Below are 22,210 nucleotides of genomic sequence, written 5' to 3'. Positions count from 1 at the left end.
CACTCCATGTAAAGTTGTTTAGAGAGTTTGTCAAAACATAGGAAAATAATTACAATAGAACCTTCAGACAACTATTTCCAAAGAGGTGACAAATGAACCCACCTTTAACTAACCCCAAAAACCACCCTGACTGGATCGCACCACATTCGCTCAACTGGTACGCACAGCTGGCGAGCTTGTCAGCCGAATATGTATATCCTTGGCGCTCCACTGTCGCTGAGCCGAATGGTGAGTCGCTTTTTACCCAGGAAGTCGCTTATATGGTTCAGAATAAAAAAGTGCTCGACATCGGTTGCGGTCATGGTGCTTTCACCCTACGCTGGGCATCTGTGGCACGTGAACTGGTTGGCGTGGATGTGACCAATCGCTTCGTGCAAACAGCCAAAGAGATGAAACAGCCAAACGTATCCTTTGTAGTCAGCAACACAAAAGAGCCTCTCCCTTTTGCAGCAGGAGAATTTGATTGTGCTTATAATCGCAAAGGTCCAACCTCCGCGTACCTGCACTGCAAACAAGTCATCAAGGCAGGTGGTCAAATTCTCGGGCTGCATCCGGCAGATCAGCTATTCGCCGAATTACCTGAATGGTTTCCTGATTTATTCGAGCCACATCCAAGTGGAACTCCCATCCTCGATCTACTACAAGACAGACTGCGCCAGGCCTCCTTTTCCCACGTGGATATTGAGTCGGTAACGAGCACAGAGTACATTCTTTCTCCCCTAGACGTCATCAAGCTGCGTTGCTTCGGCCAGCAGCCTTCCGTAACTGAGCAGGCAATTGCACAGCATCTGGAGTCAGTTCAGCGCATTTTTGATCAGCATACGACGGCAAATGGCTTGCCAGTCACTTTCGCTCATTACTTTGTCCGAGTCATCGTGTAGAAGTCACTTGCCCATTGAAGGAACCAAATCTATCATGGAGCGAACCAAGAAAACCGATCTCGCATGAAGAGGATCGGTTTTCTTGGTTTTTCTGTATTTACTGCTCATTATGTAAAATTCTATTAAAAAAATGTAAATGTAACTTTAATATAGATAGTTACTTGACAATGAACAGTTTATTACTTACACTAGGTTACGAAAAGTAATCTTCAAAAACACACCGCATAATAATCGCAATTCCAAAGCATCATGTTAAAAGAAAAAAGTCTCTGGAGGTATGTATGATGGGAAAAGATTTCTTGACAGCCTTAAAAGACAGAAGAAGCTACTATGGAATTAGCAAAGAAGCAGTTGCATCTGATAGCCGTATTCAAGAGGTCATCAACCAAGCAGTAAAACATACTCCTTCCGCTTTTAACTCCCAAAGTGCTCGTGTAGTTGTACTGCTCGGAGAACAGCACGACAAGCTCTGGAATATCACCAAAGAAACCTTGCGTAAAATCGTACCTGCCGACAATTTTGCTTCGACCGAAGAAAAAATGAACGCATTTGGCAGTGGCTATGGTACTGTTCTTTTCTTTGAAGATCAAAGTGTCGTAGAAGGCTTGCAAAAACAATTCGAGCTGTACAAAGACAACTTCCCGATCTGGTCCCAGCATTCTTCGGGTATGCTTCAGTTTGTTGTTTGGACGGCTTTGGAAAACGAAGGCTTCGGGGCAACACTGCAGCACTACAATCCATTGATTGACGAAGAAGTTCAGCAAACCTGGAACGTTCCAAGCAGCTGGAAGCTGATTGCCCAAATGCCTTTTGGCAAGCCAACCTCCGAGCCAGGCGAAAAACAGTTCCAGCCATTAGAAGATCGCGTAAAATTCTACTCTTAAAAACTACTTTTTGACTGGCTACATACGACGACAAAATGGTGCGATGCCGTTTTGTCGTCGTACTGCATTTCTCCTGCAAAAGTGCTGTTTTATTCGATTGCTTTCCGCAAATGACTATGGTAAAATGCAGTTAAACAAAAGATTTTTTAAGCGTTCACATATTGTAAAGGGTTTACATTTATGTTTGAACCTTTTCCAATGTGTGAATTTTTATTTTATCCACAAATAAAAGTTGCATATTCATTTTAATTTTTTTGGAGGTAACACCCATGCAAACAGGTACAGTAAAATGGTTCAACGCTGAAAAAGGCTATGGCTTCATCGCAGTTGAAGGCGGAAACGATGTATTCGTTCACTTCAGCGCAATCCAAGGCGAAGGTTTCAAATCCCTTGAAGAAGGCCAACGCGTTGAGTTCAACGTAGTTGAAGGCAACCGTGGACCACAAGCTGAGAACGTTGTAAAACTGTAAACAGCACTCACAAAGCTGCCCCTACTTATCTAGGGGCGGCTTTTTTTAGCTGGCATCACTATTGATTTTCATATGTAAAAAATTCATACTTTCTTCCTAAGAGGCAGTTGACAATCCACACACCTAACCATATAATCACGTTATAATGCAGATTAAAGCAACGGCGCTTTAGAGAGCATGAATTTTTTGACAACATGTACGTTTTTCGTAGACCCGGTATTCTAGCCTTTATTTTTAAAAGCGTTTGAAAGCGGTTGCAGTTTGTTTACCAAACAAGTATCTGTAAACAAGTTCATACAAATAAGCAAAGGCGCTTAGGTCATTCTCGGTCACGAGATCCTAAGCGCCTTTTTACGCGGTCTCCCTCCATAATGAGGCCTCGATATGGGTATCTTGTAAAGGGAATTATGACCGTATTGTTTACATCCTGAAAAAGGTGGGGTTGTCTGTGGAACACATTGGAAGTGTCATTATCTACATTATTATGTTATGTGCAGTCATTGGGGCTATTGCCGCGATCCGCAATAGCGACGAAGGACTCGGAAAAGAGTTTATGGAAGGGATTCACTCTACCGGTTATATCTTTGTACCCGCTGCCGGTATTATGGCCTCCCTGCCGTATATTTCCTGGTTCGTAGAAAAAGCAGTTTCTCCCATCTTTCATAAGATCGGTGCAGACCCTGCTCTTGCCGCTACCGCAATCCTTGCCAGTGACATGGGCGGATATCAATTGGCAAACATCCTGAAGACCAGCACTGAGGGTTGGGTTATGGCTATGGTGGTTGGTTTCATGGCTGGTGCTACTATCGTATTCTCCATCCCGATGGGTCTTGCGATGCTCGATAAACGCGACCACAAATATATGGCGTTGGGTGTCATGTCCGGTATTTTGACCGTTCCAATCGGTGCTTTCATTACAAGTGCGATTCTTTCTTTAACAAACGCTCAAGTGCGTGCTGAAATCGCATCAAATGGTGATTCTACTTATACTTTTGCTATCGGAATTGGACAGGTTCTGCTGAATCTCTCCCCGATCCTGATCTTTGTATTGGTAATCGCTGCCGGTCTGCGCTTCTTGCCAGACCTGATGATTCGCGGATTCATGATCTTCGGTAAAACAATGGATGCTGGTATCAAGCTGGTACTCGTTTTCTCCATCGTTCAACACTTTACTGGAATTTTCTCTACGATCTTTGGTGCTTGGGGCTTCGACCCGATCATCGCCGATCCTGCTGACCAATACCGTGCTTTGGAAACAGCTGGTTACATCGGTATCATGCTGGCAGGTGCCTTCCCGATGGTATACTTGCTGCGTAAATACTGTGCGAAGCCACTGGAAGCTTTGGGTATGAAATTAGGTTTGAGCTCTACAGGTAGCGCTGGCTTGCTCGCTACCATCGCAAACATTTTGGCGATGTTCCGTCTCATACGTTCCATGCCGCCAAAAGACAAAGTAATCAACATCGCGTTTGGTGTGTGTGCTGCCTTCTTGCTCGGTGACCACCTAAGCTTCTCGGCTAACTTCCAGCCAAACATCATCTTGCCGGTACTGCTCGGTAAATTGGGGGCTGGTGTAATCGCGATCGCTATCTCCTACTGGCTGTCCGTACCAAAAGCACTGGAATTGGAAAAACAAGACCGTGCTGCTGGTATTATCGGACCGGATGAATACTTGGAAGACAAACCAAAAGCAGCTGCTTCTGAAGTAGCGGCTACAAAAGAATAAAACCTAAAAAAAGGAGCTGTCCTGCAAAGGGACGGCTCCTTTTTCCTGTAAAAAACAACGTCTGAAAACGAGAGGCTGTACATAATGTGTATTGTGACCTCTCCCTAGCTCGGGACGCAGCACAAATCGCCTTTTCCTGTTTCCAGCGCAGACTTCAGACTTGCTAGAACCTGAGACCAGGCCATTTCGTGCCAAGCGCGAGCCTTGCCCCACTCCTCTGAATCCTTCCAGCCAAAATGTTCGATCACCACTTTTGTTTTCCCCGCCTGCTCCGACAATGTGACGAGGACATATGTCAATGCATCGTCCTGATTCATCAGACTTGCAAAATCGTCCGGGCCCTTCCATGTAAAGCCCAATCTCTCCTTTGGTTCAAAGAGTGTCAGGAAGCATCCCTTGGTTCCCATTTGCTCCCGATTACTAGGATCAAAGAACAATTCATACGCCCCACCCAAACGCGGCTCAATATTCGCGTCAGGAGCAAACCACTGAATCACTCTATCTGTTTGCGTGAAGGCCAACCATACCAGTTCCAGAGGAGACCCTATTTCCGTCTCTACCTGCAAGGCACTCATCGTCATTTTCCCCCTCATTATTGTCCTAACAGTTTGAAAATAACAATGAAAGCATCGGCAGTCAATAGCTTATTCCAGCAATGATTCTCATGAAATCAGATGCGAATGTACTATTTTTTCTGGTAAAGCACATTAGCGCCATTGTCAAGCAAAAATGAATGTTATAATAGAATGGAATAAAATCCAAATTAGGGAGAGGAACGATGGAACAAACAGTCGCAAAATCAGTTCATCAAAAATTACCTATTGGAAAACTGCTCAAGAGGATCCTCTTCATCCTGATTGGTGCCTCTCTCGTCTCCGTTGCTCTGGAAATCTTTTTGGTTCCAAACAACATCATTGATGGCGGAATTGTAGGTGTTTCCATTATTGCCTCGCACCTGACAGGAATGAAGCTAGGTATCTTCCTGTTCCTCTTGAACTTACCTTTCCTCTTAATCGGTTACAAGCAAATTGGTAAAACATTTGCTATCTCAACCTTGTTTGGGGTAACCGTCATGTCGATTGGCACATCACTTCTCCATCCCGTACCTGGTTTAACAGATGACCCTCTGCTCGCTGCTGTATTTGGTGGAATTATTATGGGTATTGGTGTTGGTCTTGTCCTACGCTACGGAGGTTCACTGGACGGTACGGAAATCATCGCTGTCTTGTTCAATAAGAAGTCTCCATTCTCCGTTGGTGAGATCGTGATGTTTATCAATCTATTCATTTTGAGCAGCGCCGGATTTGTATTCGGTTGGGATCGTGCGATGTACTCGCTGATTGCTTATTACATTGCTTTCAAAATGATCGATCTGACCATCGAAGGATTCCAGGAATCAAAATCAGTCTGGATAATTAGCGACAATCACAAAGAGCTAGGTGACGCAATCGTTGCCCGCCTGGGACGCGGCGTTACTTATCTGAAAGGTGAAGGCGGCTATACAGGCGACGATAAAAAAGTCATTTTCTGCATCATCACTCGTCTAGAGGAAGCCAAGCTCAAGCTGATTGTAGAAGAAGTAGACCCGACTTCCTTTTTAGCAGTAGGAAACATTCACGACGTGCGCGGCGGACAATTCAAAAAGAACGCAATTCACTAACAAACGTGACAATAGGAAAAAGTGCCGCCGATATTTGGTGGCACTTTTTCGTTTCCACGAAATGGCACAATCGTGTACCATTGATGTATTCACTAGCAAGGAGGCTTTCCGTTGTCTATCCCTTTTTCACTAGTAAACGTTCCAGCCCGCGAGAAGGATGCTCTCGGGCGACTGTTAGAGCTGTATATCTATGACTTCAGCGAGTTTTTGCCGATCGATGTCAATGAGAATGGATGTTATGGCTATCAGTATTTAGACGAGTATTGGAGTGATCCAGTCCGGCACCCTTATTTTATAAAGGTTGAGGGTAAGCTGGCGGGGTTTGTACTGGTTCGAAGCTTTCCTGACCCGAACGATGAGCCCGTTTTTACGATTGCCGAATTTTTTATCATGAAGCGCTACAGAAGACATGGGATAGGAAAAGCTGTCGCCCATGAGATCTTCCGAGCATTTCCCGGAAAATGGGAGGTCTTTCAGATTAGCAGCAACCTGCCTGCTCAAGCCTTTTGGCGGAAAACCATTGCAGAATACACCCAAGATGACTTCTCAGAACACGAGGAAGAAGGCAAGGTGTATCAAACATTTGTATCTGTAACGAGCTCCTGAACAAGCTGACTAGAGACAGGGACCGTCCAGTTTCTAGTCTTTTCTTTTTGCCAGTGGAAAAGTCATCCTGACCGTCGTTCCGCTCCCCAGCTTACTCTCTACTGCAATTTCACCGTCATGTGCCAATACAAGCTGCTTGGCTATGGCCATCCCCAAGCCCGTCCCACTGACATCCTCTTCTGTATGTCCCCCCCGATAATACCGCTCAAATAAATTGTCCTGCGTCTGCTCATCCATCCCCGGCCCATTATCGCTGATTGCAACAGCAAAACCAGAAGAGGTCTCCAAAGCACTTACAGACACGAGCACTCGTGTGCCTGTAGGAGTGTGCTTGATGGCATTGGCCAAAATGTTGACGACGATACGTCGAAAATAGGTTGGCTCCACCTCTGCACGAAATGAGGGGAGAAACGCTCGAAACTCGATCAGGTGCTCATCTGCGCCCGGGTCATTCACCATGTCTACGGTGATCCTCCTGATGGTCTCGACCACCTCAATCGATTCCTTTACGAGCGGCAGCTCATTATTTTTCAATCGATACGTCAAATTCAAGTCTTCAATCAGCCCATTCATATAATCCGCTTTTTCGCGTATGGTCCTACCGAACTGCCCTACCTCACCCTTGGCCCATTCGTATGCCTCCGTCTCCAAAATCGCGGCATATCCAAAAATGGAGCTAAGCGGCGTCTTCAAATCATGCGAGAGTCCAGATATCCATTCTTCCCGCGTACGTTCCATGTCCTTTTGCCGTTGTTCATTCATCCGCAGCGTCTCACTTAAATGCCCGAGAGCATCAAACATATCTTTATACACAGCAAATGACCGCTTCCATTTCCCTTTTCGCGTCATCCCCACCCTGTGACCTTTTCTTGTGGGAGGCTCTACGTACTGACCTTTTGCCAGACGCTCAATCCAGCTCACCATGTGCAAAAGCGGTTTTCCTACGCGAAGCGCATACCAGCTGCCGACAACGACAACACATAAAATCATGATTACAACGAGCTGACGCAGCCCATCCTCTAGCATATTGTCGACCGAATCACCCGCTCCCCCTGGCTGGTAGCCCGGATTATGTGTCCCGACCACGTATGTCCATCCACTTTGTTGGTCATAACGGCTAATAATGTTATACGGCGTGCTTTGTTGTCCCTGCCCTGTCTGCAATACCTCCATCAGGTCAAGTCTCGGAGCCGCGTTTGCATTATTCCATTGCCTGAACAGCCGTCCGTCACGGTCATAGATCACATACCAGGCGTTTTCCCGGGAAAAGCTTTGCTGCAACAGCTCTGTATCCTGCTTACCTCCCGCCGCCTGTGACGAAGCGAGTAATTGTCGCATCAGTTCAAATTCTGGTGCAGGGGTGGCATACAAAACAATCCATTTTTTGTCCGCAAGCGAAACAACCCAGTGTGTAAAGTGATATGGGGCAGCCTGATCGGTCTGTACCAATGCAATCCACTCACCAGGTGTGTAGGTGGTAGGTATATTGGCAGGCGATCGAAACGCGTAAACAACCTTACCTTGTTCATCCACGATTTGCATCCAGCCATGATGGTTTTCGACGCTCTTTTCTACCTTTTTATCTACTCGGATGACCTCACCCTCGGCATGCAGCTGCATCGCCAGATCTGAGGCACTCAGGCGGGATGGATCAGCAGCAATCTCCTCGTTTGTCACCCGCACCCCAAAAATCACCAACGAGATACTGAGACAACCAAAAAGCACGACTACAAACCCGAAAAACTGACGCACATACTGACTAATCAGCTTTTTCCGCAGACTCATGATGATTTCCCAGAAGTCACCAGCTTGTATCCCAGGCCCCGGATCGTCACAAGATGCTTGGGCTGGCTCGGATTATCCTCGATGCGCTGCCGCAGCTTATGGACGTGCACCATGACCGTATTTTCATCAAACAAGCCGTACTCATCCTTCCAGACGTGATCGTATATTTGTTCCTTGGTAAAGACCCGATTCGGGTTTTGGCAGAAAAACACAAGCAGTTGAAAAACCTGTGCCGGACAGTCTACCTGATTTCCCTCTACAAGCAGCTCTGCCGCATCCACGTTGACTGTGAACCGGTCGAAAACGTAGCGCTTTTCTTCCTGCACCGCAGCAGCAGGAGCTGCAGCACCGAATGTCCGGCGCAAATGAGCCTTCACGCGTGCCACAACCTCCAACGGGTGAAAGGGCTTGGTGATGTAATCGTCGGCTCCATATGCAAAGCCGCTCAGCTTGTCAAAATCAGTACCTTTGGCGGAGAGAAAAAAAATCGGCGCCTGTGTCCGCTGACGCACCGCAGCACATAGCTCAAAACCGCTTTTATCCGGCAGCATGACATCCAGAATCAACAGATCATACGTCCTTTCTTCGATAAAACGCAGTGCCTGATTTGCTCGCGTACAAGTATCTATGTTCGAAAAGCCTTCCTTGCTCAGGACAGTCTTCACCATATGCAAAATCGCTTCTTCGTCATCCACAAGCAATATTCTCGCTTCTGTTTCCACAACCGTCTCCTCCTTATATTCATCCATCATATCATGTGCAGGCTGCAGACATGAAAACGTTAAGGTAATGGTAAGGTAGTGTTTCGACCGAGGAAAGGAAGACCTTCTACAATATAAAGAGAAGAAAGGAAGTGAACAAACCGATGTGGGCCATTTGCCAACATGAATTTATAAGATTGTTCAAGAGTATTAAATCTTTGATTACCGTCGCCTTTATTGTCGGCATCTCGTACCTGGTCTCTGATCTGGTCAATCAGGCAGCAAGCTTTTTCCCGGCGCAAGAGCTGGCCAAAGGACATGCGCTTGGCATCCTGGTTCTCATCATGCTGCTCGGACCTTTGTTCGTCTTCAGCCTGTCCCATGACGTCATCAATCGAGAGCTGGCAGGTAGGACGATTCGCTTTCTCGTTACGCGAACCTCGCGGAATAAAATCATTTTGGGGAAGTTTCTCGGAGTTGTACTCTTTTGGCTGGTTTGCCTGGTGATTACATTTGGCGTCGTCTTGGCTACTGTCCATACATTCGATGCCAAAACCTTTTGGCAGTGCTTGACCATTCTTGTCTACTGTATCACCCTGGCGATTCTGCTCTCACTAGCGGTTCCTCGCCCCAGCTATACGATGTTCCTCGGAATCGTACTGGCAATAATGCTCCCCGGACTTGGATTTTGGAGTGCGCTTTCTGACCATCCCACTGCACAATGGACCGCTTATTTGACACCGTACACCTTTATTCAAAAAGGTGGGGCGTGGACTGGCTTTATCTGGCTGTATGCCGCTGTATTTTTGTCCGCTTCCATCTACTTGTTTCGACGGAGGGATTGTTAATGCCGGTAATTGAGACTGTCCAACTGAGCAAACGCTTCGGGAATCGGACTGTAGTAAATAGCGTCAGCCTGGAGGTGCAGAGCGGTGAAATCTTTGGCTTTCTAGGACGCAACGGTGCAGGCAAGTCGACCTTCATCAACATGCTCACGGGTATCATTCGCCCAACCTCGGGCTCCATCCGTATGTTCGATAGCGATACCACTTCAGAGGAGTGGAAGCGCAGAATCGGCGTGCTGCCTGATTACTCCACATTTTATGATTCACTGACTGCTGCCGCTCATCTACATTACTTTGCACGTGTCAAAGGTGTTACGCTGACCCAACAAGAATGCAACCGCCTACTCGCTGCCGTAGAGCTTGAGGAGCATGCGGCGCGCAAAGCCAAGACGTTTTCTTTTGGGATGAAAAAGAAGCTGGGGATCGCCCAGGCTCTCGTAGGAGATCCGGAGCTATTGTTTCTTGACGAGCCTACTTCAGGGGTTGACGTCGAGTCGGCTTTGCATATTCAAGGGCTGCTCAGAAGCCTGCATAAGCAAGGCAAGACGATCTTCATGACCTCTCACAACTTGAATGAGGTAGAAAAAATTTGTACGCGCATCGCGATTATGAAAAACGGAAAAATCGGGTCGCTCGGGAGTCTGGATGAATTACAATCCGCACATCAAAAATGGCGAAATGTATCGGTCCGCCACTCTGCATTTGCCGCCCAAGAGCAGGCAACCCTGCGTACATTCGTGGAAGCTTTGGGGCGCAGCTGCGTGTGGGGAGATGGACGCTTTTCGTTACAGGTCGATGATGAACAAAAAGTAGCTGCGTTGATCCGTGCTCTCGTACAAGCTCGCGTAGACATTTATGGAGTTCATGTCGAGGAGCCGTCTCTGGAGAAGATTTTCCTGGAGGAGGAGAGCCATGATTAATCTGTACTTCGCTCTCGTTCTGACGATTCTGTTGCTGTATCGAATCTATCGGGGAGACGATGTATCCAACATGTCCATGTCGATCATGATTGGTCTGATTGTACTAAATATCGTCATTTCCGCGAATAAATGGCGTCAAAAACAGAAAAGGGCATAAAAAAAAGCAGCTGTTTGAGCTCCGATCGATTCGGGTTACAAAGAGCTGCTTCTTGCGCTATACCAGTGATAAAAGCTGATCGAGGCGTTCGATGACGGCCAAAGGCTTATGTGCCGATTTTGGTTCTTTTCCCCTCATGTTAATCCAGACCGCTGAGAAGCCTGCGTCAATCGGGCCAGCAACATCTGCGTCCCACGTATCGCCTACGAACAGCACCTGCTTACGCTGTACACCCAGCTGCTCCACCGCAGCTGTGTAGATCCGTGGATCAGGCTTGTGGTACCCAATCAATTCGGAAATAAAGACCCGATCCTGTGGAAAATAGCCGGACAGCCCCAAACGTTCAAGCTTGGTAAACGCCATATCTTCCGGACCATTCGTGACGATTCCGAGCGTGTGCTGCTCAGCCAGCTTTGCGATCGTGGCTTGCACATTCTGATCAGGCTGGACAGCATTCATGCAAGCTTCCGCATATGCACGCTGAAAGTCACCGACTTGCTCTACCTCAATGTGTCTGTCAAAATCAGCCAGCGCACGCTGCAAACGAAGCTGACGGTACTGCGTAAAGTCGTAGCGCTGAGCAATGACATCGACCCATAGCTCGTCCCCATGACGTCGCAGCGCTTCCAGCATTTCATTTCCATCCAGATCAGCAGTGAGCGGGTGGGTCGCTATCGTTTGCTGCATCCCTATCTCCCAGCAGGCTGAGAAATCAAACAAGGTATCGTCCAAATCAAACAAGATTGTAGTGAAAGCAGCCATTCTTTTGCGGTCACTCCCTTTCCTTACGACTTTCCTGCAAGTTATTCCTGCATGTGGCTCTTTCTTTTGCTATGATCATTGTAACGGAAAACGAAGAAAAGGGGGGCGCAATATGTCTACGGAAAAGCTTAATCTTCTATTGGAAGGCATGAATGAGCTGCGTCAGGTCACCCGTACCATTTTGGATCGGCTGGACAGCATGAACCAAAAGCTAGACAATTTAATCATCGATGTACAGCTGATAAGAGATGACATTGCTGCAATAAAGCAAATATTACGTAGTTGACTTATTTTCTCTGCTGGCTGCAAGCTCAGCATGCAATGCCTCTGCTAGTTCTTTCGGCAAAGATGTGGAGCGGCGTGTATTCGCATCGATCATCACCATCGTTACATCCCCATCTGCCACCAGCTGCTCCCTTTCGTTAAACAGCTCATGCCGGATGACAAAGCTTTTTTCACCCACCTTGACCACAGTCGTAATAGCGTACACCTCTTCGCGCATTTGCAGCTCCTTTCGATAGTTGATGTTGATATTAACGACCACTGGCATGATCTGTCGGCGCTTTAATTCGTCAAGTGTAAAGCCATGCTGCCAGATCCAGTCAAATCTCGCCCACTCCATATACTCCAAATACTTTGCATTGTTCACATGCCCAATGACGTCAATATCTGTTGACCTGACGGTAAAATCAAAGCGATGTGCCATTCTCTCACTCCTTTTTTCTTTAGTATAACGAATGTACGTAACTGAGTGAATGTTCATTCAAAATATTCCGAATGATTCGTCTGTTCATTTGCTGCATTTCTCCTATAATAAAGGTATATGCTGTGATCGTATGGTCGACCGGAAAGGATGATTTTATGTTCGAACAAACCCTGCTTCCTGCACTCCAAACAGCTCGCTCCCGCTACATGGACGTATTGGAAAACCTCGATGCAGAGCAGCTTTCGTGGAAATTGGCACCTGGCTCTAATTCAGTTGGATTTTTGATTCATCATATTGCCGAAGTAGAGTATCGCTTTTGCTCCATGTTTTTTCAGCAGCCTCTACCGCCAGAAATTACGCTGGCAACTATTGGACCTGTAAAAGACGAGGGTACCTATACGAATTTATCAGCTCTGCATGCGATACGAGAAGCATCCTACGCTCATCTGCTTGAATCCCTCCGCTCCTTGCCCGAAGAGGCATGGGACGTTCCCTGCGAGTCTCCAATCGCCACGCTGACGCCGAGACAAGCATTGGGGCGTCTCATCTATCATCTGGGCTATCACGGAGGACAGATTGGTCTGATCCGCAAATACGGGGGCAAGCAATGAGTCTTCATCTATCGGGAGAACGGCTTGTTTTACGTGAGCTGAAGCAGGGCGATCTCCACTTTGCCTTGGATGTATACAACAGCAATCCCGGCTACAATCTGCTCAGAAATGGCGAGAGCAGCGTAACACTTGAGGAAGTCCAAGCAGAATATGACTCCACGCTCTCTATTCCTACTGGATACTGGCTTGCTCTTTGCTCTAGGGATAGGCTAATCGGAATCATGCACCTGATCGTCTCAAGTCCCGCTGATCAAAAGAGCTGGATCAGTATGCTGCTGCTCCACGCTGACTACCAGCAGCAAGGCTTTGGCAAGGAAGCTGTTTGCTTGGTTGAACAGCATTGTATAGAAGCGGGAAGCCGCAACATCCACCACGGAGTGATCGCGCAGAACGAACAAGCCCTGCTCTTTTGGGGACGGCTCGGCTACGAACAGTATCGCCAGGTTCAGGCTCCAGTCGGTCGCTTGACACAGCCTGTGCTTTTGGTAGCCAAATGGCTGAAGGACGCTCAATAAGGAGGTGAAATAGATGGCACGCCTGCTATTTGAATGTGATGTACCTGCTCTTCTCTCCTAATAGTCGAGGGAAGATACAGAATCCGTCCCTCGACAAGCGGAACGAAGGTTGTTTTCAACTATTCCGAGAGGGGCATTTGGTCATGAACCATTCACACTGGAAAAAACAACTGTTTGGAGCACTCTGCCTGACGCTGGCAGCCGCCATCTGGGGCGGGGTCTACGTAGTAAGCAAGGTCGTTTTGGAGGTAATTCCTCCTTTTACGCTATTAATCTTGCGGTTTGGTATTGCGCTGCTCGTATTGGGAGCGTTTGTCGTAGCGCGCAAGGAATACATCGCGAAAAAGGATTTTCCTATGCTGATGGGGATTGCGTTTGTAGGGGTAACGATCTCCATTGCTGCTCAGTTTGTCGGTACCAAGCTTTCGACTGCACACATGGGAGCCTTGATTACCGCTGCCTCTCCCGCTTTCATCGCGCTATTTGCGGTCTGGCTGCTTAAAGAGCGTCTTAACTGGAAGCAGCTGGTCGGGATCTTGCTTGCAACTGGCGGGGTTGTTATCGTCATCGGAGTACCGGATGGGGCAGATGCGCAATCGTCACTTATGGGCAATCTGATCCTGTTGGTGGCGGCTGTTAGCTGGGGTCTATACACAGTACTGAGCAAAAAAGCGACACAGCATTATTCCTCCTTGGCCGTCACCACCTATGTCGCCTTGTTTGGTCTCCTCTTTACAAGTCCCATCATGGTTTGGGAGCTGTCAGTCACGCCTGTCTCCTGGCAATTTGGAATGGATATTTGGGCCGGGGTTCTGTACATCGGGATCATTTCTACTGCGGGAGCCTTTTACCTCTGGAACAAAGGCTTTGAGCTGATGCAGGCAGGAAGCGGTGCAGGATTTTTCTTTGTCCAGCCGATCGTCGGCGCCTTTTTGGGCTGGCTTCTACTCCATGAACATCTCGGTGTAGGTTTCTTCGCAGGTGCTGTTTTTATCTTTCTGGGAGTCGCTTTGTCTAACCTGCAAAAATCAAATTCCTCCAAAGCAGATGCACAAGAATCTCATAAGTTGTAACGAGTCTACAGGCAGACGCCAAACGTTTGGCATAATCACAATGAAGCGCGAAAAGGACAAAAGGACAGCATTTGCGCTGTCCTTTTTCCCGCTATTTTTCACAGTGTCATGCCTATGGTTTAAAATGCTGAGTGATTACGCCCTTGCCTGCTTCTACTTCTATCTTCGCGTAGGCCCCGTTAACCAAGGTCATTTGTGGTGGTACATGCCCACAATCGATATCGTAAGCAATCGGGACCTGCAGCTCGCTGAAAAGCTCCTGATACACATCCTCGGCAGTGTATCCGTCGACTGGCATATTGGCAGGACTTCGCCCAAACAAGATCCCAGAGCAATTCGCAAACCATCCTGCCAGCTTCATTTGGACCAAGGAGCGGCGTAAATCTGCTGTACTCAGCTCACAGTTTTCCAAGAACCATACAATCGGTTCACCCTGGATAAAATGATCCTGAAAATGGCGCACGTCCCCATACGGCGTACCGATGATATGCCGGATGACATCGATACAACCACCGAGTAAGCGTCCCTCTATTTTTACTGGGGCGTGAGCCTCCGCAGTAATCGTTTTCCACTCTGTCTGCTCCGTCAAATGAAAGACACAGGGCGTCGGATTATCATGCTGCCATTTCTTTTGATACAACTCCGAAGATTGCTGAACGATATAGGAGCCTACCTCGGTAGACAACACCTTTTCCCACATGGCTGTCGTAGCATCCGAAAATTCTCCGCGCAGGTCTATGAGATTGGTTCCATGAGCAGTCGCTATTCCCCGCTTCAATGTAACAACTAGCAACAAAAGACTTGTGTCTGAGTAGCCGAGAACCCACTTGTTTCCAAGCTTTGCAAAATCGATATACTCCAGGAGCTCGATCAACAGCTCTCCACCCCACGGCGGGAATACCAACGAAATGCGCTCATCACTCATCATATCCTGAAGCTCTTTTGCCCGTACTCGTGCCGGAGCCGACTTTGCTTTTTCCTGCGTCCATGCCGTTTCTCCGCAAGTAACAGTATAGCCTCGTTCCTCCATCCGACTGCTGGCCAGCTTTAGCAGATCATGCAAGCCCGCTCTCACTCCCGAAGATGGAGCTGTTACTCCGATCGTTGCTCCCTTTTCTAAAAACGGATATGTAATCATCTTCGACCCTCCTGCCAGGATTCACGCGTAAGTTACCAATCATCATATCAATTGTGCCTGAGCAAAGACCAGTCTTACTTTAAGAGAGCTTGGCATCGCAAGCCTCTAGCGAAATGGATAGCTTTTCTGAGAGCAAAAAAAAGCTGATATCCACAAGGGACATCAGCAATAGAGATGACGGACTTTCTGCGTTTCCATAAAGCAGGGACAAAACAAAGCGGGCGACATCAAGCCGCCCTATATAATTAACCGGGAGGGAAGTAGAGGAGTTCATTACGAACAAACGCGTTACCTGTCGTTACAGTTGGTTCTTACTGCTTACTTGCATCAGTTGCTGCAGGCTGTTCAGTCGAACTGCTGTTTTCGGTGCCAGTAGTTCCAGCTGATCCTGTCGTAGAGCCTGCGTCAGACTTGCTGTCTGTGCTACCAGCTCCAGTTGATGCATCCGATGACGAGCCTGTGCTGTCAGAAGAACCTGCTGGTGCTTCAGCGTTAGCTTTGGAGTCATCTGTGGATTGATCTTGAGTGGACGAGCTGTCAGCCGATGTTCCACTGTCAGTAGAGGAGGTCCCCGGAGTGGTTGCGCTTCCTCCCTCTTGTTGTGTCGCTGGCTCAGGTGTGCCCGTTGTGCTCGAGCAGGCAACCAAGCTACCTGATAGGAGCAATGCGACAGCTGCAATGGATACCCATTTTTTATTCATGTTCATTCCCCTTTCGTTCCTTGGCATCGTGACCTTCTCGCTGTCACATGTATATCGTAACGGCGAAAAGTAACCATTCTGTGTGGAAAGTGGGAAAAAACCATGATCAAACTATGAAAAAAGTATGACCATCACATCATCAGGCTGACTCGGACTCAGACAAAATCAGGTCGTTTGCCGAATCGCAGTCACTGTCGGCAGCCACACGGTAAACGTGCTTCCGTGACCTGGCATGCTTTCTACACTCCATTTTCCATCGTGCAGCTCCACCAGCTCTTTGACGATCGCAAGCCCCAGGCCTGTCCCCTTATTATTTTTGGAACGTCCGCGATCTACCTTGAAAAACCGCTCCCAAATCCGATTCAAATCATCCGCGGCAATGCCAATTCCGGTATCGACCACCCGAATTCGTACCCATTCGTCTTCCGTCTCAGCGATCAGCCGGATTTCCCCTCTTTCCGTAAACTTCACCGCATTTTTCACAAAGTTTTTCAGAATTTGGGCGATCCGATCTTTATCTGCGTATATTCTCGGCAGCTCGTCTGCTACCTCAACAGCAATATGCAAGCCCTTTTCCTCTGCCTCTGCTCGAAAAGAAAAAGCCACCTTGTTTATGACTTCTCCAACATCGACTGGGAACTTGGCGAGGTTTACTTCGTTATTCTCCAGCTTCATCAGGTCCATCAGGTCATCGACCAGGCGATTAACCTGCATCGTTTCTGTGTACATCACGGCATAGTACTTTTGCCGGGCATCTTCTTCCTCCACGAGCCCATCCTGCAGCGCTTCCAGGAATCCTTGGATTGCCGTCAAAGGTGTGCGCAGCTCGTGGGACACATTGGCGAGAAAATCATTGCGCACCTGCTCCAGATGATGTCGCTCCTGCTCCACCTTCTCCAGCTTTTCTGCCATTGTATTAATCGTTTGAGCCAAATCCCCGATCTCGTCTGAGGTATCGATCTTGACCCGTTCTACGTAGTTCCCTCTGCCGATCTCCGCGGCAGTCCGTTCAATCGTCCTAAGCGGCCTGGAGATTGACCAGGATAAATACGAAACCATCGCGGTCGATAACACCACACCGAATAGTGTCGCCCACAAAATCGATTCACGCATCTGCCCAAAGGTTCGCTCGATGCCTTCTATCGGAGCGTGTAAAATGATCCCGCCGTACACCTTCTCCCCTTTGCCCCATGGGACAGAAACAGAGAGCATCGGGTCTTCCAAGCCTTCGATTTGCAGCTCGGTCACAGCACTCTTTCCTTTTAATACGCTGTCTGCAATGGAGACGGCTACTGACTTGCCTGTAAATACTTCATCTTTCATCGAGGTTGCGACGATTTTTCCATTCTCATTAAACAACCAAATACGCGTGTCAAACGATTCGTCCAGCATAGCGAGCTTGTCCAGCAGCTGCTTGTTTATCTCATTGCTGTCGTAGATAGCGGTGTTCACCTTTTTTGCCAGACGAAGCAGTTCTTCTTGCTTTGTATTGTAGATGTACTCCTTGGCAAAAAAGGAAAGCAAAATTCCCGAGATCCCCAGACCAACCAATACTGTGGCAAGGAAACTAAACAGCAGGCGACGAAAGATGCTTTTGGACATCCCCAGCATCAGACATCCACCCCGAATTTGTAGCCAATCCCCCAGACCGTATGAATACATTCATACGGAAGCTTGTCCAAACGCTGCCTGATTTTTTTGATATGCACGTCGATCGTGCGGACATCGCCAAAATAATCAAAACCCCATACCTGCTCCAGCAATTGCTCCCGCGACAGGACACTGCCTGGAGACTTCGCCAGCTGAACAAGCAAATCAAATTCTTTGGGGCGAAAGCTGACTTTTTCTCCGGCAGCAATTACCTCGCGCTTGTCCATATCTATCGTCAGTTGCTCAAATACAAACGGTCGGAGCACTTCCTCCTCCACCTTTGCCTTTGGCTGCAATCGACGCAGAATCGCCCGAATTCTTGCTACCAGCTCGCGCGGACTGAAGGGCTTGGTCACATAATCATCTGCTCCCAGCTCGAGACCGAGTACGCGGTCAAATTCTTCATCCTTTGCTGTCAGCATAATAATCGGTGTATCCCATTTTTTGCGAATTTCGCGACATGCGTCAAAGCCATCCATCTGAGGCATCATTACATCCAAAATCACTACATCTGGCAATTCCTTTTCCATCAGCTCGATAGCTTCTCGTCCATCTGTAGCGACAACAAGGTCGATCATTTGTTTTTCAAAATAGAGGCGAATAATTTCGCGCACGTTTGGATCGTCATCAGCTACCAGGACCTTTGTTTGGGCCACAGCTAATAACCTCCCTTCATGATGAAACGACAGCTTGCGAATCTATGTGCCGTCCCATACGCTAAACTTTTTCCTATGGTAACATAGATCGCCCAGCTTGTGGACGGATAGAAGTCCTATCCTGCTGGGACTAGATGGAAAAAGGCGTGCCTGAACCCTGCTCGAGTTCGCACGCCCTCTTGTTTTTTCTTAAAGGCCACCTCTTACAGGTTGCTAGCCTTCTCTTGGTAAATTTCTTGCTTTGTCTGTTTGCTTGGCCATAAACTGCCCCACAGAAAGCCGAGCAAAGCACCAGCAATGGCAGGAAGCAGCCAGCCAATCCCCTCTTTATGAAGCGGCAAATGCTTGTAAATCGAGGTAATCGCCTCAATGGAGAGCCCCACCGAGGAAAGTCCGTCCATCAAGCTGATCAAAGCTGTTGCTACGATCGCACCAACGTATACAGCTCTATGCCCCCGAAACATTTTGTGGAAAAACGCCAGCAGCATCAAAACGATCGCCAACGGATAAATTGCCATCAGTATAGGGACCGAAATCGCAATCAGCTGTGTCAGTCCGATATTTGCCACACCGGCACTGAATACGCACAAAATCGCAGCCATCACTTTATAGGAAATAGCAGGGATGCGGTCTGAGAAGAAGCGACTGCACGCTGTGACGAGTCCTACGGATGTCGTCAGGCAAGCCAGTGTAACGGCTGCGCCCAAAAGCATCGAGCCAAGCGGACCGAACAAATGCTGAACAACTGTAGTCAAAATTTGTCCCCCGTTTTCGGACTGCCCGAGCGAAAAGCTGGTCGCACCCATGTAGCCAAGAGCCAAATAAACAAGGCCCAAGCCGCAAGCTGCAATAATAGCGGCTTTGATTGTAGACCAGGTCACTTTTTTACGATCCGTTACCCCCTGGTTCTGAACAGCTGCGGTAACAACGATCCCGAATACCATCGCAGCCAGAGCATCCAAGGTCAGATACCCTTCCAAAAAGCCTTTAAAAAATGCTGTTTCTTGATAAGCGCCAGTTGGTTGTCCCATCCCGCCCATAGGCTGGAATAACGACTGTACGAACATGATTCCAATAATGATAAGCAAAGCAGGCGTCAGAATCTTTCCGATCCGATCCACCAGCTTGGAAGGATTCAGGCAAAGCCAGAATGTTATGGCAAAATAGACAACTGTGGTGATAAAGAGTGGTACCCAGCTCCCTTTCACCGCCTCCGGTAAAAATGGCAGAACACCCATTTCAAACGTAACGGTCCCTGTTCGTGGAATCGCTAGAAACGGTCCAATCGCTAAGTAGACGACAAAAGTAAAAATAACGGCAAAAACAGGATGTACACGACCAGCCAATGTTTGCAGATTACCACCGCTCAAGCTGACGGCGATTACCCCTAGCAAAGGCAAGCCCACCCCAGTAATAATAAATCCAAGCATCGCTAGCCATACATTTGAACCTGCCGCTTGTCCCAAAGCAGGTGGAAAAATCATATTGCCCGCACCAAAGAACAAGGCGAATAGCATGAGGCCCACAGTTATGGTTTGTCTAGTTGTTAAATCTCTCATGTGTCTCCCCTTAATATTATTTATTTTAATAAAATTTTCATAAGTATAACTTAATTTTTTAACCTGCATCAACCTAATTTTATTTCAAACAGAATAAATAATTGGAAAATACGGGGGCGCTTGTTAGTAATGCTGTGGTGGGAGGAAAAAGGAGAAAAAAGCTCTAGATTCTTGGGTACCTTGCTTGGGGGTCTTTCCTGTCCGGCTACATGCAAAAAGAGAAACCGCGTCCAAAGTGGTCGGTTCGGGATGCTTCTCAGAGTGGACGCTTAAAGGCGTGTTTCTCTTTTTGCCTTCCGCCTCGGCTGGTCCCCAAAGATCTTCGCTTTTTTCTCCTTTTTCCTCGCGCAGCCTTGCGTCTTCCTAACAGCTTTTTAAAACAGGGAAAAGACGTGAAAAACGCGGGAAAATCTTCCCGCGCACAAAAATTAATTGTATATATGCTTTGGACACTACTGCGTTTATACTTTTTCCGCAGCTATGATTAAAAACATCGGTCTGCGCAATTCATCCTGCATGCCTTCATCCTGCTTCAGCATTTCTTCCGAAGGGATCGGTTCACGAACAGCCTTTAAAACAAAGCCTGCCCCCATGACGTCGTTTAGATACGTGGAGATCGTGCGATGATACTTGATGACATTGTCAGTCAAAAAAGTCGTTTTTCGAGCTCCCTCCAGCTGATATTGATCGACGGGCCAGTGCAGGCGTTTACCTTGATCATCATAATGCCAATCCTGTTCGTTTCGTGCTGTAAATAAAGGATGCTCTACTGAGAAAACGAAGGAGCCGCCTGGCCTTAAGCACTCATACACCTTTTGGCAAATGTCTGCAAAAGATTCGATATAATGAAAGGCAAGCGAGCTGAGCACGACATCAAATTGCTCAGCTGCAAACGAAATATCTTCGATCGGCAGCTGTATATAGGTGATCGCAGGATCGTCCGTTTGCTTGCGAGCTTGCTCCAGCATATTTTCCGAAATATCTACACCGGTCACTGAATGTGCTTGCTCTTGGCGGGCATACCGGCAATGCCAGCCAAAACCGCAGCCTAAATCGAGTACGTCCTTATCCTTTACATCTGGCAATAAAGCGCGTAAGACATGCCATTCTCCTGCCGCTTCCAATCCTTTGACGGAGCGAGGCATTTGTTTATAAGCAGAAAAAAAATCCGTATCATCGTATTTGTTTTGTTTCATCCCGCATACAGCTCCTATCCTGGGCACTTTCTATCGTCATATGATCAGCTTAGTCGATCAAACGAGAAGGTTACAGGACAAACATCATCCAGCATCAAGTTTGTACGTTGTGCTCTTCACGGATAATTCTACGGATGCTATGCTCGGTTAAAAAATAGTGCTGAGCCAGCTCTTTGACACTGGTCCCGCTGCGGTAAGCCTGGGCAATCTGCTCATTGCGCTCTTGCAGCAATTTTTTTGAGCCTGAATTATCTCCCCAATGCTTTTTATGCTCTTGTTGAATCGGAATATACAAATAGCTTCCTTGAACATAGTTTTGGATATCGCGCACCAGCTTTTCGGGCAGCAACGCTCGGGCATTTTGATATTTCATTCGTTCTTGCTCCTATCTATATAGCGTGACCTACCGTATATAGAGAAGCAAAGAGTACCAGTTTTACTGTTGTGATAAAGGCTCTAAGCAAAGTACAGCTGGAACTCTTTGCCTAGAGCCTGAATCAGCTCTTCGTACGAGCACGGGTCTCATGCCGATCAGCTCCTGTATGAATGTGAGTTATCATTGTTTTGACACTCCCAATGCCTAAAGGCAGGGGATTCTTGGGTAGTCACTCCTAACAGAGTGAAATATACCAAGCTATCCCTGTGAGTCCCACAGTTTAGTTGGCTACGCCAACAATCGAAGTCCTTCTTGCTCAATATTGATGGCAGCGTTTTGGTCACGATCATGTTGGACGCCGCAGTTCGGGCATATCCAACTACGTAAATTTAGATATTTTACGTCCTTGTTACGGTATCCACAGTTTGGAGTCGAGCAGAGCTGGCTGGAAGGGAATTGTTTCCCAACAATTGAGACCTTTCTGCCATACCATTCTGACTTATACTCCAGCATCGTGCGAAACATAGACCACGAAGCATCTGCAATGGATTTTGCTAACTTGTGATTTTTGACCATATTTTCTACTTGCAAGTCCTCTAAACAGATCACTTGGTTTTCGTTGATCAGCTTGG

At 47.5% G+C, this 22,210-nt stretch carries 26 protein-coding genes; 13 read left to right on the top strand and 13 right to left on the bottom strand.

The window, feature by feature from the left end; genetic code table 11:
* The first annotated feature begins 92 nt into the window (after nucleotides 1-92).
* The 4 genes from C3B52_RS25305 (at nucleotide 93) to eutH (ending at nucleotide 3,961) form a co-directional block, all read left to right on the top strand.
* Nucleotides 93-881: a class I SAM-dependent methyltransferase gene (locus C3B52_RS25305; RefSeq protein WP_103109163.1), complete on the top strand. Its 789-nt coding sequence runs from the start codon at nucleotides 93-95 to the stop codon at nucleotides 879-881.
* Nucleotides 882-1,165: 284 nt separating this feature from the next.
* Entirely contained in the window at nucleotides 1,166-1,765 is a 600-nt protein-coding gene (locus C3B52_RS25300; RefSeq protein WP_103109162.1) for a nitroreductase family protein, read from the top strand.
* A gap of 269 nt (nucleotides 1,766-2,034) precedes the next feature.
* On the top strand, nucleotides 2,035-2,235 hold the full coding sequence (locus tag C3B52_RS25295; protein ID WP_023556290.1) for a cold-shock protein: 201 nt from the start codon (nucleotides 2,035-2,037) through the stop codon (nucleotides 2,233-2,235).
* A gap of 448 nt (nucleotides 2,236-2,683) precedes the next feature.
* A complete protein-coding gene (gene eutH, locus C3B52_RS25290) occupies nucleotides 2,684-3,961 on the top strand; it encodes an ethanolamine utilization protein EutH (protein WP_103109161.1) in 1,278 nt (425 codons plus the stop codon).
* A gap of 104 nt (nucleotides 3,962-4,065) precedes the next feature.
* Here eutH and C3B52_RS25285 read toward each other — a convergent pair whose 3' ends face one another.
* Nucleotides 4,066-4,536, bottom strand: a complete 471-nt coding sequence (locus C3B52_RS25285) for an SRPBCC family protein (RefSeq protein ID WP_103109160.1) — start codon at nucleotides 4,534-4,536, stop codon at nucleotides 4,066-4,068.
* Nucleotides 4,537-4,739: 203 nt separating this feature from the next.
* Between C3B52_RS25285 and C3B52_RS25280 the strand changes: the two genes are divergently transcribed.
* Together C3B52_RS25280 and C3B52_RS25275 are read left to right on the top strand one after the other, a co-directional pair.
* Nucleotides 4,740-5,621, top strand: a complete 882-nt coding sequence (locus C3B52_RS25280) for a YitT family protein (RefSeq protein ID WP_103109159.1) — start codon at nucleotides 4,740-4,742, stop codon at nucleotides 5,619-5,621.
* A gap of 111 nt (nucleotides 5,622-5,732) precedes the next feature.
* Nucleotides 5,733-6,227 (top strand): GNAT family N-acetyltransferase, encoded by a 495-nt coding sequence (locus C3B52_RS25275; RefSeq protein ID WP_103109158.1) that lies wholly within the window; start codon nucleotides 5,733-5,735, stop codon nucleotides 6,225-6,227.
* A 33-nt stretch (nucleotides 6,228-6,260) separates the two neighbouring features.
* Here C3B52_RS25275 and C3B52_RS25270 read toward each other — a convergent pair whose 3' ends face one another.
* Together C3B52_RS25270 and C3B52_RS25265 are read right to left on the bottom strand one after the other, a co-directional pair.
* Nucleotides 6,261-8,012 carry a sensor histidine kinase gene (locus tag C3B52_RS25270; protein WP_103109157.1) on the bottom strand — a complete coding sequence of 584 codons (1,752 nt, stop codon included), beginning with the start codon at nucleotides 8,010-8,012 and terminating at the stop codon, nucleotides 6,261-6,263.
* Nucleotides 8,009-8,761 (bottom strand): response regulator transcription factor, encoded by a 753-nt coding sequence (locus C3B52_RS25265; RefSeq protein WP_164684922.1) that lies wholly within the window; start codon nucleotides 8,759-8,761, stop codon nucleotides 8,009-8,011. The genes C3B52_RS25270 and C3B52_RS25265 overlap by 4 nt, the downstream gene beginning before the upstream one ends.
* 116 nt (nucleotides 8,762-8,877) lie before the next feature.
* Here C3B52_RS25265 and C3B52_RS25260 point away from each other — a divergent pair, with 116 nt between their 5' ends.
* The 3 genes from C3B52_RS25260 to C3B52_RS36770 are packed head-to-tail and all read left to right on the top strand — an operon-like array spanning nucleotide 8,878 to nucleotide 10,635.
* Nucleotides 8,878-9,561, top strand: coding sequence for an ABC transporter permease (locus C3B52_RS25260; RefSeq protein ID WP_103109155.1), 684 nt, complete (start codon nucleotides 8,878-8,880; stop codon nucleotides 9,559-9,561).
* Entirely contained in the window at nucleotides 9,561-10,478 is a 918-nt protein-coding gene (locus tag C3B52_RS25255; RefSeq protein ID WP_103109154.1) for an ABC transporter ATP-binding protein, read from the top strand. Before C3B52_RS25260 ends, C3B52_RS25255 begins: the two co-directional genes overlap by 1 nt.
* The gene (locus C3B52_RS36770; protein ID WP_164684921.1) at nucleotides 10,471-10,635 is read left to right on the top strand and encodes a hypothetical protein; all 165 of its coding nucleotides are present in this window, start codon (nucleotides 10,471-10,473) and stop codon (nucleotides 10,633-10,635) included. Before C3B52_RS25255 ends, C3B52_RS36770 begins: the two co-directional genes overlap by 8 nt.
* Nucleotides 10,636-10,692: 57 nt before the next feature.
* On the opposite strand, the gene C3B52_RS25250 is transcribed toward C3B52_RS36770, so the two are convergent.
* Entirely contained in the window at nucleotides 10,693-11,397 is a 705-nt protein-coding gene (locus C3B52_RS25250; protein WP_103109153.1) for an HAD family hydrolase, read from the bottom strand.
* Nucleotides 11,398-11,509: 112 nt separating this feature from the next.
* On the opposite strand from C3B52_RS25250, the gene C3B52_RS36765 reads away from it, so the two are divergent.
* On the top strand, nucleotides 11,510-11,683 hold the full coding sequence (locus C3B52_RS36765) for a hypothetical protein (RefSeq protein WP_164684920.1): 174 nt from the start codon (nucleotides 11,510-11,512) through the stop codon (nucleotides 11,681-11,683).
* On the opposite strand, the gene C3B52_RS25245 is transcribed toward C3B52_RS36765, so the two are convergent.
* Nucleotides 11,672-12,103, bottom strand: a complete 432-nt coding sequence (locus tag C3B52_RS25245; protein WP_103109152.1) for an acyl-CoA thioesterase — start codon at nucleotides 12,101-12,103, stop codon at nucleotides 11,672-11,674. The two genes, C3B52_RS36765 and C3B52_RS25245, sit on opposite strands and share 12 nt — an antisense overlap.
* 155 nt (nucleotides 12,104-12,258) lie before the next feature.
* Here C3B52_RS25245 and C3B52_RS25240 point away from each other — a divergent pair, with 155 nt between their 5' ends.
* The 3 genes from C3B52_RS25240 to C3B52_RS25230 all read left to right on the top strand — a co-directional run bounded on the left by C3B52_RS25240 (nucleotide 12,259) and on the right by C3B52_RS25230 (nucleotide 14,302).
* A complete protein-coding gene (locus C3B52_RS25240) occupies nucleotides 12,259-12,714 on the top strand; it encodes a DinB family protein (RefSeq protein ID WP_103109246.1) in 456 nt (151 codons plus the stop codon).
* Nucleotides 12,711-13,229 (top strand): GNAT family N-acetyltransferase, encoded by a 519-nt coding sequence (locus tag C3B52_RS25235; RefSeq protein ID WP_103109151.1) that lies wholly within the window; start codon nucleotides 12,711-12,713, stop codon nucleotides 13,227-13,229. Before C3B52_RS25240 ends, C3B52_RS25235 begins: the two co-directional genes overlap by 4 nt.
* A gap of 143 nt (nucleotides 13,230-13,372) precedes the next feature.
* The gene (locus C3B52_RS25230; RefSeq protein ID WP_103109150.1) at nucleotides 13,373-14,302 is read left to right on the top strand and encodes a DMT family transporter; all 930 of its coding nucleotides are present in this window, start codon (nucleotides 13,373-13,375) and stop codon (nucleotides 14,300-14,302) included.
* Nucleotides 14,303-14,414: 112 nt separating this feature from the next.
* On the opposite strand, the gene C3B52_RS25225 is transcribed toward C3B52_RS25230, so the two are convergent.
* From C3B52_RS25225 to C3B52_RS25190, 8 genes are all read right to left on the bottom strand, one after another.
* On the bottom strand, nucleotides 14,415-15,440 hold the full coding sequence (locus C3B52_RS25225; protein WP_103109149.1) for a S66 family peptidase: 1,026 nt from the start codon (nucleotides 15,438-15,440) through the stop codon (nucleotides 14,415-14,417).
* 311 nt (nucleotides 15,441-15,751) lie between these two features.
* On the bottom strand, nucleotides 15,752-16,141 hold the full coding sequence (locus C3B52_RS25220; protein WP_103109148.1) for a hypothetical protein: 390 nt from the start codon (nucleotides 16,139-16,141) through the stop codon (nucleotides 15,752-15,754).
* Nucleotides 16,142-16,306: 165 nt separating this feature from the next.
* On the bottom strand, nucleotides 16,307-17,752 hold the full coding sequence (locus C3B52_RS25215) for a sensor histidine kinase (protein WP_103109147.1): 1,446 nt from the start codon (nucleotides 17,750-17,752) through the stop codon (nucleotides 16,307-16,309).
* Nucleotides 17,752-18,447: a response regulator transcription factor gene (locus C3B52_RS25210; RefSeq protein WP_103109146.1), complete on the bottom strand. Its 696-nt coding sequence runs from the start codon at nucleotides 18,445-18,447 to the stop codon at nucleotides 17,752-17,754. The genes C3B52_RS25215 and C3B52_RS25210 overlap by 1 nt, the downstream gene beginning before the upstream one ends.
* A gap of 203 nt (nucleotides 18,448-18,650) precedes the next feature.
* On the bottom strand, nucleotides 18,651-20,006 hold the full coding sequence (brnQ, locus tag C3B52_RS25205) for a branched-chain amino acid transport system II carrier protein (RefSeq protein WP_103109145.1): 1,356 nt from the start codon (nucleotides 20,004-20,006) through the stop codon (nucleotides 18,651-18,653).
* 461 nt (nucleotides 20,007-20,467) lie between these two features.
* Nucleotides 20,468-21,202 carry a class I SAM-dependent methyltransferase gene (locus C3B52_RS25200; protein ID WP_103109144.1) on the bottom strand — a complete coding sequence of 245 codons (735 nt, stop codon included), beginning with the start codon at nucleotides 21,200-21,202 and terminating at the stop codon, nucleotides 20,468-20,470.
* A 94-nt stretch (nucleotides 21,203-21,296) separates the two neighbouring features.
* On the bottom strand, nucleotides 21,297-21,575 hold the full coding sequence (locus C3B52_RS25195; RefSeq protein ID WP_103109143.1) for a CD3324 family protein: 279 nt from the start codon (nucleotides 21,573-21,575) through the stop codon (nucleotides 21,297-21,299).
* 291 nt (nucleotides 21,576-21,866) lie between these two features.
* Nucleotides 21,867-22,210, bottom strand: a 344-nt coding sequence (locus C3B52_RS25190; RefSeq protein WP_164684918.1) for an RNA-guided endonuclease TnpB family protein, incomplete at its 5' end; no start/stop codon positions are given.

The sequence above is a fragment of the Brevibacillus reuszeri genome (assembly GCF_002897295.1).
Classification (GTDB): domain Bacteria; phylum Bacillota; class Bacilli; order Brevibacillales; family Brevibacillaceae; genus Brevibacillus; species Brevibacillus reuszeri_A.
The sequence above is the reverse complement of the archived record's forward strand: the minus strand, read 5'-3'. Positions and strand labels throughout refer to the sequence as shown.